The following is a 13,976-nucleotide window of genomic DNA, read 5'->3' on the forward strand; positions in this document are numbered from 1 at the left end:
CAAATAGAACTCAATTCTGATATTTTTTTTGCTACATATTGCGAGAGCTTTCAGTAACAACTCGTTCCAACTGTTTAAAGTTTTCTAACACACGACCTGTTCCCAGCACAACACAGCAGAGAGGATCGGCAGCAATATGGGTAATAATCCCTGTTTCATGGCTAATGAGGGTATCTATGCCTTTGAGCAAAGCACCGCCACCAGCCAACATAATCCCTCTATCAATAATGTCTGCTGCCAGTTCTGGCGGTGTGCGTTCTAGTGTCCGCTTCACAGCTTCGATAATTACTGATAGCGGTTCCAACATACTTTCACGGATTTCTGGCGCTTTGATTGTTACAGTTCGCGGTAGACCAGAAAGCAGATGTAAGCCTCGGACTTCCATCATCGCGTCATTATCATCATTAGTCGGATAGGCAGAACCAAGCCGAATCTTGATTTCTTCAGCAGTACGTTCACCAATGACTAAGTTATGAACTTTCTTAATATACTGAACGATCGCATCAGTCAGTTCATCTCCAGCAATACGTACTGATTCGCTAATTACCGTGCCTTGAAGACTCAGCACTGCAACTTCTGTTGTCCCACCACCAATATCGATGATCATGTTGCCTGTAGCTTCGGCAACAGGTAGTCCTGCACCAATGGCCGCAGCTACAGGTTCATCGATTAAATAGACTTTTCTGGCTCCTGCTTGGTGAGCTGCATCCATAACCGCTCGCCTTTCTACTCCTGTGACACCACTGGGAATCCCAATGACGATTCGGGGTAGAATTAGAGATTTACCTTCATTTACACGCTGAATAAAGCTTTTCAGCATCAGCTCGGCGATCTCAAAGTCAGCGATTACACCATCCCGCAAAGGACGGAGAGCAATCACATTTCCCGGTGTCCGACCGAGCATTTTTTTGGCTTCTTCTCCTACTGCTAGTGCAACCTTTTCGTTGACATCGATCGCAACTACAGAAGGTTCTTGTAGTACAATACCTTTACCAGATACATAAACTAGGGTGTTTGCAGTACCGAGGTCGATACCCATATCCCATGATGTGCGAAAGTTCCTAAAAATACCCACGCGTCTGTAAGCCCCCTATGTGCGATACTTTTTGACTACAACGGTAATAATTAATCGTGCTTGATTCGATTATGTTTGTATCCTGAGTTGAGTAAACAAGACTATATTTTTATATGATTCCCAGGAATATTTAGTATGTCTCAAGCCCCGTACTTTTTGATATTCTCTGGTTAACTTAGTATATCCGTATACTTTTATGTGTTTACTCCAAATAGTGTGTATAAATTTTCAAGTCAATTATATTGTTAACTGTTTAACACATTATTTTCAAGTCTTTCACAATTCGCTATGATGAAAGTCGGAATTAATGAGTACACCAGTACTGAAAGGTAACACGATGAGTATTAATGTTGTCAACCTCATTGGTCGTGTAGGCGGCGACCCAGAGATTAAGTATTTTGAGTCTGGTAGTGTGAAGTGTAGATTGACACTAGCAGTAAAAAGGCGATCGCGTAACAGCGATCAACCTGACTGGTTCGAGTTGGAACTATGGGGAAAGACAGCAGAGTTTGCAAAGAATTATGTGCAAAAAGGTAAACAAATTGCCGTTAAAGGTTCGCTGAAGTTCGACGCTTGGAGCGATCGCCAAACAGGAGTCAGCCGGTCTAAACCAGTTATTCTAGTAGATCAAGTGGACTTATTGGGTTCTAAGCAAGATGGAGACGGAGGAACGGGAGATATGTCTCCAGAACATTTTTAATTAGATATTGGGCATTGGGCATTGGGCGAATGGCACTAAAAAAAGGCGAAAGGCTTGTGTCACCTCGTTCCCAGTCTGAAGACTGGGAATGTATTCCAAGAGGCTCTGCCTCTGGTCAAGCCACTGGAGGCGGAGCCTCCGAGAATGGGTTCCCAGCCTGGAGGCTGGGAACCAGTTAGGGCAAAGCTTATAGCTTTTCTTAGTGCCATTGGGGCATTGGGGATTGATTATTAGTCCTTTGCCTTTACAAATGACAAATGACTAATAACTAATTTGCAGCGTTACCGATGCTTCTACTTGCTGTTCACCACCAACAATCGGGGTGGAAGCATCAGCTGATTTGGCAGCCTCAGCCCGCAAAAACATTGGTGGTGGCGGAGGCGCACTGGCATTATTAACTTGAATGCTGACTATTTCTTTAGATTTAAAACCCAAGGCGCTGAAAACGGCATCAGCTTGCTGGCGCGCATCTTGAGTAGCTTCTTTTAATGCTTGCTTTTGAGCAACTGCGATCGCTTCATCATTCGCAACAAAACTAATGCCGTTAATTTGTGTTGCACCGGCTTTGACTGCATCATCCAATAATGTGCCAGCTTGCTCAACAGGAATACTAAAACTCACAGTGTTATTGGCAGAATAGCCTGTAATCCTCTGCACATTATTGGTGTAGCTGTAAACTGGGTTGAGACGGATACCAGTGGTTTGTAATTTTTCAACATTTTTGCTCTTGAGAAACGCAACCACCGCCGATGACCTCTGAGCAGCTTCTTGCTGTACCTCCTGGGCTGTTTTCCCCTGAATCTCTACACCTAAACTAACTTGCGCCAGGGTTGTTGGAATTGTTTCTACTCCACGACCACTGACACTAAGGGTTCGCCACAATTTATCTTTTTCTTGTGCGAATGCAGGTAGTACAAAAGTTGCACATACAAGCATCGCTAAAGGCAGTATTTTCCACGAGTTTCCCGATGGAAACTGAGAACCGGGTAAAGCGGCTCTAGTCGTCATATTTGCACTCCTCAAAGTATGCACAGATGTTTTGAATAAAGGTATGTAGCAATCTTCTGGTGGTAGTTGAGAGTCAACAGCCACCATTAGTTTTTCACAACTCAAGTGCGATCGCTAGATACGATTTGTATGTTCTTACTTTGACACTGCGATCGTCAAAAGCTAAAATGGTTACATTTTTGGAAACTAAAAAAATGTAACCATTTCAGCACCCAGGAGTCAGAAGTCAGAAATTATGTCTTCATAGGATGTTTTTCAGAAACACGTCAGAATCAAAGAGAAGGATTTTCAGAGAACCCATGCATTTGTTAGATCCAATCAACTTCTCTTTTCCTCTGCTGGCCAGCGCAACACAAGCCGCAGACAGTTCAATGGTAGTAGCAGCAGTGCTATTAAGCTTAGTGGTTATTTACCTCGCCAGCAAAGTTGGTGGAGAGTTATCAAACCAAGTGGGTTTCCCGCCTGTCTTAGGCGAACTGCTAGGCGGTGTGGTAGTTGGCATCTCTGTTTTCCACCTTTTGGTGTTTCCACAAGGCGGCACAGACGGTTCTAACTCTTTAATCATGTCCTTCCTTCAAACCACTGCTGGGTTAACGCCTGAAGCCACTCCAGCCGTGTATGCAGCCCAGTCTGAGGTCGTTTCCGTTTTGGCAGAATTGGGTGTGATCATCTTGCTCTTTGAAATCGGCTTGGAGTCGAATTTAAAAGACTTAATGGCAGTTGGTATCCAAGCTAGTGTCGTTGCAGTAGTGGGGGTAGTAGTACCCTTTGCGGCTGGTACTGTAGGATTGATGACTTTGTTTGGTATTAGTGCAGTACCCGCCATTTTTGCAGGGGCGGCTTTGACTGCTACTAGTATTGGTATTACGTCTAAGGTACTGTCAGAATTGGGGCGACTTAATTCTAAAGAAGGGCAGATTATTTTGGGTGCTGCCGTAATTGATGATGTACTGGGAATCATCGTTTTAGCGGTAGTTGCCAGTTTAGCCAAAGACGGCGTGGTGGATGTCAGCAAAGTCATTTATTTGATTATCAGCGCCACTGGTTTTATTTTGGGAGCAATCCTACTAGGCAATGTTTTCAATAAGTCTTTTGTAGCGATCGCTGATCAACTCAAAACCCGAGGTGGATTGGTGATACCAGCATTCATCTTCGCCTTTGCTATGGCATACCTGGCCTCTGTCATCCACTTAGAAGCAATTCTGGGAGCTTTTGCAGCCGGTTTAGTCTTAGAAGAGACAGAAAAGCGTAAAGAACTGCAAACACAAGTTTGTCCCATCGCCGATATGTTAGTACCAATTTTCTTTGTCACTGTTGGGGCAAAAACCGATTTGGGAGTTTTAAACCCAGCAATTCCCGACAATCGTGAAGGTCTAATTATGGCAACCTTCCTGATTACAGTAGCCATTCTCGGTAAAGTAATCACAGGCTTAAGCGTGTTTGGTCAACCGGAAATCAACCGTTTAGCGATCGGTGTGGGGATGATTCCTAGAGGCGAGGTTGGGTTAGTCTTTGCTGGTGTCGGCGCTGCCAGTGGCGCTCTCTCGAAACCATTAGGAGCAGCAATTATCATGATGGTTATCTTGACAACCTTTCTAGCTCCTCCCTTGTTACGATTTGTGTTTCCAGATCCAAAAACTGTGGACGGAGGCTCAGAGCAACTAATTTTAGACGGTTCCTCTGGGACTTCGTTGGTAATTGAACCACCTCAATCTAGGATACCAGCATCAAATGATATGGAAGTAACCCCAGATTCTAGCGATCGTTAATTATTGGTAATTGGGAATTGGGCATTGGGCATTGGGCATTGGTTATTAATTCTTCTCCCCCTGCCTCCCCTGCCTCCCCTGCCTCCTGCCCCCAATTCTCCCCTGGAAACTTCTATCCTCAAATCACCGTCCCGTGTGATTGTAGAATAATCGTTTGTTTATAATTTCTACCAGCATTCAGAATGTTACTTATTTTCAGTCTCCCTCAGCTTGTGAGCCTTTATCTAAATATTTTTCAGATAATTGGGGAGTAACACCCATAAATTTTGCTAGATCGTTGGACGTAATGGGAATTATTGACTCAGTGCATCGATGGCAACAAAGAACAAACACTTATCAGTAAACAGCTATCAATTATCAGTTTTTTAGCTTTATTGGGAATCAAAGTCTTACACCTCTAAAGGTGGAATATTTCGCATGGGGATTTAAACTTAATTTGAAACCTGATAACTGATTTAAGTGTGTCTAAATACCAACTTAAAAATCAAAAAAGGGATTCAGAGGTCAAGTTGGGGTGGTGATGGTGTGATGATTTACCAATGAGTTGAGATATTGATGGCTCCCATGAATGTGAATTAGGAGAAAGGACTGTGAAATTACACTGGTTACTACCCAGCACTATTGGAACTATCTTCATGCTATCGTCGCCAGTAATGGCAGCGAGGCTTGAATCTTGGCGTTTTGATGCCAATCAAAACAGGCTGGAAATTAATACTGTGGGAGCAGTTCAACCCCAAGCACAATTAATTTTCAATCCAACTCGGCTGGTAATTGATTTGCCGGGAACTACATTTGGTCGTCCGCAATTAACCCAACAGGTGGGTGGTGGAATTCGCTCAATTCGTGTTGGACAGTTTGATGTAGATACAACACGTATAGTTGTCGAACTGACTCCTGGTTACACTTTAGACCCCAAACGAGTGCAATTTGTGGGTACAACTGGCGATCGCTGGACGGTGCAATTACCTAAACCAGAAGTTGAAAAAGTAGCTTCTTCTCCTAGAAGTGCTTACAGTGTCGTCACCCCAGACTCGGAACCTCAACCTAGTATTTCCAGGGTTGCTACTACTACACGTGGAGCGACTCAAATTGAGCATTTACAAGTAACAGGTGATGGTTTATTCATTCGTACCAGTGGTGGTAATCCGCCGATTCAGGTAATTCGCAGCCGCGATCGCGCTACCATCTTCGTAGATATTTCTGGTGCATCTTTATCACCAAGTCTGACGCAGCAAAGTAGTATACCCGTTAACAAACATGGTATTAGCCGCGTCGAATTCACCTCATTGCAAACTCAACCTCCTGGTGTCCGCCTAACTTTGCGGGTAGATAAAAATAGCCCAGATTGGCGAGCAACTAATAGTAACGACGGTGGTTTGATAGTTCTACCTAGTCGCGTTGTCAGATTACCTAGTAGTAATAATTCCGACAATCAGTCAGAAGCCGTTTCCTTTCCCAGTAGACCATCTGTCAATAACTCGCCAGCCACAATTGAGTCTGTGCAACTTGCTGATAATGGCACACAACTGCTAATTAGAGGCAACCAAAATTTATCTGCTACGGGAACCTGGGATAGATCATCAGGTATCTTCCGCGTCACAATTACCAATGCCAAGTTAGCTCCCAGAGTTACAGGCCCTACCTTTGCTGCCAATAGCCCCATTCTTCGGGTACGTCTGCAATCTCAATCACCCAATACAGTGGTTGTTTTAGTTCAACCAGCAGGAGGAGTGCAACTTGGACAACCCCAGCAAATCGGCGACCAGCTTTTAGCCTTACCAATACAAGCTTCTCGGCGATTTGTCACCCTCCCCGGAAGACCACCCTTTGCTTTACCTGGGCTACCACCGCCAAATCGCGGCCCATTCCCAGACCCAAACAATCCAAATCCTCAACGCCTAATACAACCACAGCGCCGAGTTACCAATGGGCGAGTGGTAGTGATTATTGACCCCGGACATGGCGGTAAAGATTCAGGAGCGCTTGGCATTGGAGGAGCCCGCGAAAAAGATGTTATTTTGCCTATTGGTAAGAGACTTGCTGAGATTTTGCAGAAAAATGGCGTACAAGTAATTATGACGAGGGATTCTGACTATTTTGTTACCCTGCCGGGACGGGTGCAATTAGCAGAGCGAGCAAACGCTGATGTGTTTGTTAGCATCCACGCTAATTCAGCAGGTGCGAGTCGTCCCGATGTTAATGGTTTGGAAGTCTATTATTACGATAGCGGACTGGATCTAGCTCGTATTGTCCGTAGTAGCATTCTGCAAAGTATTGGTACTCTCAAAGACAGGGGAGTGCGACGAGCCAGATTTTATGTCCTCAGAAAAAGTTCTATGCCTTCCATTCTCGTGGAAACGGGTTATATGACTGGTCGAGAGGATATGGCTAGACTCAGAACCTCAGCTTACCAAAATCAAATGGCAGAAGCGATCGCTCGTGGTGTTCTTCAGTATCTCAAGAGAAGATAAGTAATTTAGTTGAAAATATTGAGTAAATACATCTAATCTTTACCATTTTTATCCAATTTAGTAGTAAAACAATTTAAGTATTCTTGCGGCGGGATAGGAGTAGCTTCTTTGTTATTGTCATCTGATGCTTTGCAAGTCAACAAATTTTGGATTTTGGATTTTGGATTTGTATCACCTACAAGAGGTGTTAATGTAGCTGGACGATAGTTTGGCATAAAACTCAAATCGGGAATCTAAAATTTAAAATTGGCAGTCTAATTTATATAGGCTAATGGCATGGCAAAATCAGAGGAGCGTGCTATATTTTACGCCATTAGCTGTGTCTTAATAACAGCGCAAAACTCAAGGTGCGCGGTGACGGTGTGAGGATTTGCCAATATGTTGAGATGTTGACGGCTCCCATAAATGTGAATCAGGAGAAAAGACTGTGAAATTACGCTGGTTACTATCCAGTACTATTGGAACCATCTTCATGCTATCGTCGCCGGCAATGGCCGCGAGACTTGAATCTTGGCGTTTTGATGCCAATCAAAACAAGCTGGAAATTAATACTCAAGGGAATGTTCAACCCCAAGCACAACTAATTTTTAACCCCACTCGTTTGGTAATTGATTTACCAGGAACCACATTTGGCCGCCCGCAGCTAACCCAACAGGTAGGCGGTGCAATTCGTTCGATTCGTGTTGGGCAGTTTGATGAACAAACAACGCGCATAGTAGTTGAACTCACTCCTGGTTATAGTTTAGACCCGAAAGGAGTGCGATTTGTAGGCACAACTGGGGAATCCTCTGCGGGGACACCTCGGGAACGCTGGACAGTGCAATTACCTACGCCAGAAGCCGACAATGTACCCTCAAGAAATACTACGGGGCAACCAGAACAAGCTCTAGCCACGGCAAATTCACCGAGAACATCTACACCAGCATTTCCCCCAAGGAATATTTACAATGTGGTGACAACCGACTCTGTTAATCCACCTAATAACAGAACCTTTGTTGCCAGAGTTACTCAAATTGAGAAATTGCAAGTCACAGGTGATGGTTTTTTCATTGCTACAAGTGGTGGCAATCCTCGGATTCAGGTAAATCGCAGCAACGATCAAAAAGCAATCAACATCGACATTGCTGGCGCAACTTTATCACCAAATCTAGAGCAGCGAGATTTGCCGATTAATCGCTATGGTGTCAGCCGTATCCAGTTTACCCAACTGCAAACCAGCCCATCTGTTGTTCGTCTGACTTTACAGGTAGACGAAAATAGTCCAAATTGGCGAGCAACTACTAGCAGTGTTGGTGGTTTCGTGGTTCTACCCAGTCGTGGCGTTGCCCAATTGCCCGGAAGTAACAATCAACGTCCCATACCACCTAGTAACAACTCAACTGCTACCATTCAGTCTGTGCAACTGGCTAATAATGGCACACAACTACTGATTAGAGCCGACCAAGCTTTATCTGCTACAGGCGGCTGGGATAGATCATCTGGTCTGTTCCGCATTACTATTAACAATGCTAAGTTAGCTCCCAAAGTTACAGGCCCTACTTTTAATCCTAATAGCCCGATTCTGCGTGTACGCTTACAACCACAAGAATCCAACACTGTCACTGTTTTGGTTCAACCAGCCGCCGGGGTGCAAATTGGGGAACTCAACCAGGTTGGCGACGAGCTTTTAGCTTTAGAATTACGACGCTCTGGTAGCAGCAGTATCACACCGCCCATTGCTTTACCTCCCCTACCATTGCCAGACCAAGGTCAATTACCAAACCCCACAGATAATCCTCGTACCATCTCCCAGTCACGGCCACGCACCTCTGTTCCTAAAGGGAAATTGGTAGTAGTTATTGACCCCGGACATGGTGGAAAAGACTCAGGCGCTCCTGGTTTGGGGGGACTTTTAGAAAAGGATGTAATTCTGCCTATTGGTAAAAGGGTAGGAGCCATTTTAGAGCAAAATGGTGTACAAGCGGTGCTAACGCGAGATGCTGACTTTTTCGTAGAACTTCAGGGACGGGTAGACATTACCAAGCGAGTTAATGCGACTTTGTTTGTCAGCATTCACGCTAATTCTGTTGATAATCGCCCTGATGTCAATGGGTTAGAAGTATATTATTACGATAGTGGTTATGGTCTGGCTGAAGTAGTTCGTAAAACCATCCTTCAGGATATCGGTACTATCAAAGACCGGGGAACTCGCAAAGCTAGATTCTACGTTCTCAGAAAAAACTCTATACCTGCTATTTTAGTGGAAACAGGCTATATGACTGGTTATGAGGATAATCCTAGATTAGGAACACCAGAATATCAAAATCGGATGGCAGAAGCGATCGCTCAAGGCATTCTCAAATACTTACACCAGAGGTAATATACTACAAATTACTAATTAAAGAGGTGGTATTTAAACTTCTTTGACGTGCAGAATTTAGTGGTCAAGTTGGAGATTGTCTGCTAAATTCTGTATTTTAAATCCCAAAACCTAAATTAATATCTGCCTGTGTATTCATCTTCCATCTTTGAAGGGAATCTTGACGATTTTTCTGATCAAGAACCCCAACGCGCCCCAATCGGCATCTTTGATAGTGGTGTGGGTGGGCTAACAGTACTACGACAACTCTATCGACAACTCCCCAATGAATCAATTATTTATTTTGGGGATACAGCCAGACTTCCTTACGGAATTCGCTCACAAGCAGAAATTTTACGATTTACCCGCGAAATTATTACCTGGCTACAACAGCAGCAGGTAAAAATGGTAATTATGGCTTGTAACACCAGTTCCGCCCTAGCCTTAGAAACCGTCCGTGAAGAATTCAGCATACCCATTTTGGGAGTAATTCTACCGGGTGCAAAAGCTGCGGTGCAGCAAGGAAAGCGGATTGGTGTAATTGCCACTCCAGCGACAGCTAAGAGTAATGCTTATAAGCACGCCATACTCGAAATTGCTCCTGATGTCCAAGTCTGGCAAGTTGGATGCCCAGAGTTTGTACCACTGATTGAGCAAAACCGCATTCACGATCCTTACACTGCTGAAGTAGCACGAACCTACTTAGAGCCTTTATTAGAGCAGGAAATCGATACTTTAGTTCACGGCTGTACTCATTATCCTCATCTTACACCAGTACTGCGATCGCTCCTGCCTTCTCAAGTCCAGTTGGTCGATCCAGCTGTTCACGTTGTAGCAGCTTGCGCCCAAGAACTAGATTTACTAGGCTTAAGAAATACTCATCTCCCATTGCCAACTCGCTTCGCTGTTAGCGGTTGTCCGCAACAGTTTTCCCAGTCAGGAGTGCAGTGGCTAGGCTATACCCCAATGGTTGAAGAGGTTTCCTTCACTGATATCGCTATTTCCCAACTCCAATAAAACTATGTGAAGCAAATAAGAAGTTAAACCTCGTCTACCTTGAAAACTGTAGTTTTTTGTCATCAGGGTAAAGCACAAAACTCAAGCCAAGGCTGATTAATATACTCTCCTTAAAACTCCAGTTTTCAAAATGGACGCGGTTTAGCATAACTCCAAGCACTGTGTGACTGATAACTTTTTGTATAGACAGAAGGGGCAGCTAAAGCTAGATAATACTATCCTGGAAGAATTTTTGCCACAACTAGTTTTCGGTGGTTTGCAAGGAATAGATGATTCTTTCGAGTTAGGACCAAGAAGTACGTTCTCTGGACTTAGTTTTCTATCTTCTCTTGGAAATCTCGGACAAGGTGGTGAACCAAGCATTAGAACTAAAAATCAGGATTTTATACTTGGCAAAAGGTTATATTTAAAGTCATCCTTTGATCCAGAGTTTAAAGACTATAAGTTGATTAAATCACATCTTGGATATGTTTGTGCGGAATGCAAAACAAATTTAGATAAGGCTATGTTTCAAGAAGCAGTGGCAACAAGTAGAGATTTAAAGATAGCTGTTCCTGGATCTTTATATTTTCTGATTTGTGAATTTCTTGATATGGCACCAATTTCAATAATTTCAACTCAAATTGATGATGTTTTGATCGTGCAAAAAACTAAGCGTATGTCTTCTAATATTCGACAAGAGTATCGAACACCAGAGGAAAGGCAACTTCACAGACAGGAATATCTAGACTTTTTGGATTCTTCTAAGTACTACCCTGACCTATTTCAAAGGATGATCGATAAGATTCAAGTTCTAATTGACGATACAAGTCCATCAATGGAAAATGTTTTAGACCAGGGGCATTTCTAATGTTTTTTATATTTTTTGGCAAAAAACCACGGATTTCGAGCTAGAAGAGCTTTATACCAATTCCTGGTGAAACTGTACAGAATCAAAATCAAGCTTGATAAGGCAAGGGGCAAAATCCCTTGTTCGGGAGCAACCTCAGATTTAATCAGTATTAGGAGTTAAAAGTTTTGAATTAATAACTCCTAACTCCTAACTCCTCACTCCCAACTACTGACTATTAACTGCTTGAGTCACCTTTGTCCTTACTGATATCTCCTGCTTCTGTTTTGCTTGGGTAGATGAAGAAAAACTTGTTCCAACAGTCTTAGTACCCGTCCGCTTCGCCAGTGCTAATAACAGGTAGACTGTGAACAAGTATCCAGAGGCTAAAATAAAAATCATCATAGACATACTTCCGTAAATCATTGTTCTACTAGCACCCTTCTAAAGGAATATAAAATTACATAAAATTAGTAGAACCTCAGCCAAGCAAGTGCATTCTTGATGGCTGTAGTTTCATATAGCAAAGTTACCTATAGAGATAAAACTCTCTACGGACAGAAAAATTTATTGTCTAACACAAATTATTGCAGACCATAGATCCCACAGCAGTTAGATTGCCAAAGGGCAACCTAAAACTACGATTCTCATCGGTCTACTCGATCTGCTTTATTTTTGCTCAAACGGATGTAAGTAGAGCAAATCTTGCGCTCAACGTGCGCTAAATACGTGTAGCGGCTTCCCATAGGGATATTGCATCGCTCCAAACCTGGAGTTTCGCGCGATCGCAGGAAAAATCAAAGAAATTATTTCCTTAATTTAACCGACGAACATTTATTTTAGACTCACGACCTTAACTCAGTAAAATCAACTAGTAGCCGACTTAACTTTACGGGCGTGAATATCTTACAAAATTTAAAATTCCTATATTTTAGCGTAACACAACGACCCTGAATTTTGAGCGTATTCGGCTGCTAAATTTCAAATTTTTTGAAGAGCTACACTTCAGTCTTGGAGAAATTTAGTCTTACCAACTGGCGACCAATTTAAGCTACATTCATTTTGTCAATAAGTAACATTGCCTAAATTATGTTTTTAACTGTGGCAGAAAAGGTGAGATGAGAAACTACTTAACACAATTTCATCTGACGTTAATCCAGTGTACTGAGAATTGATGTTTTAAGTTAGTTTAAAGTTTAATTAACCACAAATTAAGCATAATTGCTTATTGACAAATATATCAGCAACCTTAATTATCACCCATAGACTCATAAAAATGGGATTACCTGATGAAAACTTTGCGCTGGCACAGGGTTATCTTAAAATGAGTGTAGGATATGTAAACTTTCGTAACCTAAGTCAGAGTCCGCCCATCCATGACCCCAGCCACCTCCCTGTTTACCCCTGTGGAAGCAGACCTGCGACTACTAGCAGATAACCTAAAACAGCTAGTTGGAAATCGCCACCCCATTCTGTTTGCAGCAGCCGAGCATTTATTCGGTGCTGGGGGAAAGCGTATCAGACCAGCAATTGTCCTGCTAATATCGCGGGCGACAATGTTAGAACAAGAGATTACGCCGCGTCACCGCCGCCTTGCTGAGATTACAGAAATGATTCACACAGCAAGCTTGGTACATGATGATGTGGTAGATGAATCAGACGTGCGGCGAGGAGTTCCCACTGTTCATAGTTTGTTCGGGAACCGCATTGCCATCTTAGCAGGAGATTTTCTCTTTGCCCAATCGTCCTGGTATTTAGCAAACTTGGACAATTTGGAGGTGGTGAAACTGCTCTCAGAAGTCATTATGGATCTGGCTACTGGGGAGATTCAGCAGGGACTAAATCGTTTTGATACTGGTATCTCTATTGAAACTTACATTGAGAAGAGTTATTACAAAACAGCTTCGTTAATCGCCAATAGTTCTAAAGCAGCTGGATTGCTCAGTGAAGTCTCACGAGAAACTGTTGAGCATCTGTATAGCTATGGTCGTCATTTTGGTATAGCATTTCAAATTGTTGATGACATTCTAGATTTCACTAGTACAGCAGATACCTTGGGTAAACCAGTGGGGTCGGATCTCAAAAGTGGTAATCTAACTGCACCTGTTTTATTTGCTTTAGCCCAAAAACCATCTTTGGAAGTGCTGATTGAACGAGAGTTTGCTCAAGAAGGAGATTTAGAGCAAGCACTAGTACTGATTCAAGATAGTCAAGGTATACAACAGGCGCGAGATTTGGCTGCTCACCATGCTAAGTTGGCAATTGAACATCTTGCAGTTCTCTCACCATCAGAATCACATCAGGCATTGATTAACATCGCTGAGTACACACTGAGTCGCCTCTATTAAGTAATTCGTAATTCGTAATTCGTAATTACGTTTTGTGTTAGTTGCAAAAAAAATGTAGGTTGGGTGGAGGCTTTGCGTAACCCAACATCCTGATATAAGTCAATACGCTTGGGTTAAGGCTAGCAGTCTTTGTCAAGGTCATTTTTTTTACGAACCGCAGTAGACGCTTTGCGGCTTCCCGCAGGGTGGCGCAGAGGACGCAGTGAAAAGAAAGAGAAGGAAAAAACTGCTTAACCCAAGCGTATTGCACTATAAAGACTTGTCCGCTTTTGCTTACTGGGCATCTCACAATAAAGAATGGGATATTTTTTTATGGGAAAGTTCTTAATGGGACTCTAGTTGATTGAGAAACTAAAACTTGAAAACGGAAAAATGTTCACTGATAACTGTTTTTTAATCAATTTTAGGTTTAACGAAGAGT

The 13,976-nt window shown here is 42.9% G+C and carries 12 protein-coding genes; 8 read left to right on the forward strand and 4 right to left on the reverse strand.

Annotated features, from left to right (window positions below):
* Window positions 1-31: 31 nt before the first annotated feature.
* Complete coding sequence (locus HWQ37_RS06410; RefSeq protein WP_292745071.1) at window positions 32-1,039, reverse strand: rod shape-determining protein; 1,008 nt, start codon at window positions 1,037-1,039, stop codon at window positions 32-34.
* Between the two features lie 373 nt (window positions 1,040-1,412).
* Between HWQ37_RS06410 and HWQ37_RS06415 the strand changes: the two genes are divergently transcribed.
* Complete coding sequence (locus HWQ37_RS06415) at window positions 1,413-1,775, forward strand: single-stranded DNA-binding protein (RefSeq protein WP_292745073.1); 363 nt, start codon at window positions 1,413-1,415, stop codon at window positions 1,773-1,775.
* 29 nt (window positions 1,776-1,804) lie between these two features.
* The gene (locus HWQ37_RS06420; RefSeq protein ID WP_292745053.1) at window positions 1,805-1,954 is read left to right on the forward strand and encodes a hypothetical protein; all 150 of its coding nucleotides are present in this window, start codon (window positions 1,805-1,807) and stop codon (window positions 1,952-1,954) included.
* Window positions 1,955-2,036: 82 nt separating this feature from the next.
* Here HWQ37_RS06420 and HWQ37_RS06425 read toward each other — a convergent pair whose 3' ends face one another.
* Window positions 2,037-2,783: an SIMPL domain-containing protein gene (locus tag HWQ37_RS06425; protein WP_292745075.1), complete on the reverse strand. Its 747-nt coding sequence runs from the start codon at window positions 2,781-2,783 to the stop codon at window positions 2,037-2,039.
* 299 nt (window positions 2,784-3,082) lie between these two features.
* Here HWQ37_RS06425 and HWQ37_RS06430 point away from each other — a divergent pair, with 299 nt between their 5' ends.
* On the forward strand, window positions 3,083-4,552 hold the full coding sequence (locus HWQ37_RS06430; RefSeq protein WP_292745055.1) for a cation:proton antiporter: 1,470 nt from the start codon (window positions 3,083-3,085) through the stop codon (window positions 4,550-4,552).
* Between the two features lie 590 nt (window positions 4,553-5,142).
* Window positions 5,143-7,023 (forward strand): N-acetylmuramoyl-L-alanine amidase, encoded by a 1,881-nt coding sequence (locus tag HWQ37_RS06435; RefSeq protein ID WP_292745057.1) that lies wholly within the window; start codon window positions 5,143-5,145, stop codon window positions 7,021-7,023.
* 32 nt (window positions 7,024-7,055) lie between these two features.
* Here HWQ37_RS06435 and HWQ37_RS06440 read toward each other — a convergent pair whose 3' ends face one another.
* Window positions 7,056-7,238 carry a hypothetical protein gene (locus HWQ37_RS06440; RefSeq protein ID WP_292745059.1) on the reverse strand — a complete coding sequence of 61 codons (183 nt, stop codon included), beginning with the start codon at window positions 7,236-7,238 and terminating at the stop codon, window positions 7,056-7,058.
* A gap of 212 nt (window positions 7,239-7,450) precedes the next feature.
* Here HWQ37_RS06440 and HWQ37_RS06445 point away from each other — a divergent pair, with 212 nt between their 5' ends.
* From HWQ37_RS06445 to HWQ37_RS06455, 3 genes are all read left to right on the forward strand, one after another.
* Entirely contained in the window at window positions 7,451-9,382 is a 1,932-nt protein-coding gene (locus HWQ37_RS06445) for an N-acetylmuramoyl-L-alanine amidase (protein WP_292745061.1), read from the forward strand.
* A 129-nt stretch (window positions 9,383-9,511) separates the two neighbouring features.
* Window positions 9,512-10,378, forward strand: a complete 867-nt coding sequence (murI, locus tag HWQ37_RS06450; protein WP_292745063.1) for a glutamate racemase — start codon at window positions 9,512-9,514, stop codon at window positions 10,376-10,378.
* 163 nt (window positions 10,379-10,541) lie between these two features.
* Window positions 10,542-11,228, forward strand: coding sequence for a Bpu10I family restriction endonuclease (locus HWQ37_RS06455; RefSeq protein ID WP_292745065.1), 687 nt, complete (start codon window positions 10,542-10,544; stop codon window positions 11,226-11,228).
* Between the two features lie 207 nt (window positions 11,229-11,435).
* Here the strand turns inward: HWQ37_RS06455 and HWQ37_RS06460 are convergent, their stop codons facing one another.
* Entirely contained in the window at window positions 11,436-11,633 is a 198-nt protein-coding gene (locus HWQ37_RS06460; RefSeq protein ID WP_292745067.1) for a hypothetical protein, read from the reverse strand.
* 950 nt (window positions 11,634-12,583) lie between these two features.
* On the opposite strand from HWQ37_RS06460, the gene sds reads away from it, so the two are divergent.
* The gene (sds, locus tag HWQ37_RS06465; RefSeq protein ID WP_292745069.1) at window positions 12,584-13,555 is read left to right on the forward strand and encodes a solanesyl diphosphate synthase; all 972 of its coding nucleotides are present in this window, start codon (window positions 12,584-12,586) and stop codon (window positions 13,553-13,555) included.
* The last annotated feature ends 421 nt before the right edge of the window (window positions 13,556-13,976 follow it).

It is taken from the genome of Nostoc sp. NMS4, assembly GCF_017115095.1.
Taxonomy (GTDB): Bacteria; Cyanobacteriota; Cyanobacteriia; order Cyanobacteriales; family Nostocaceae; genus Nostoc.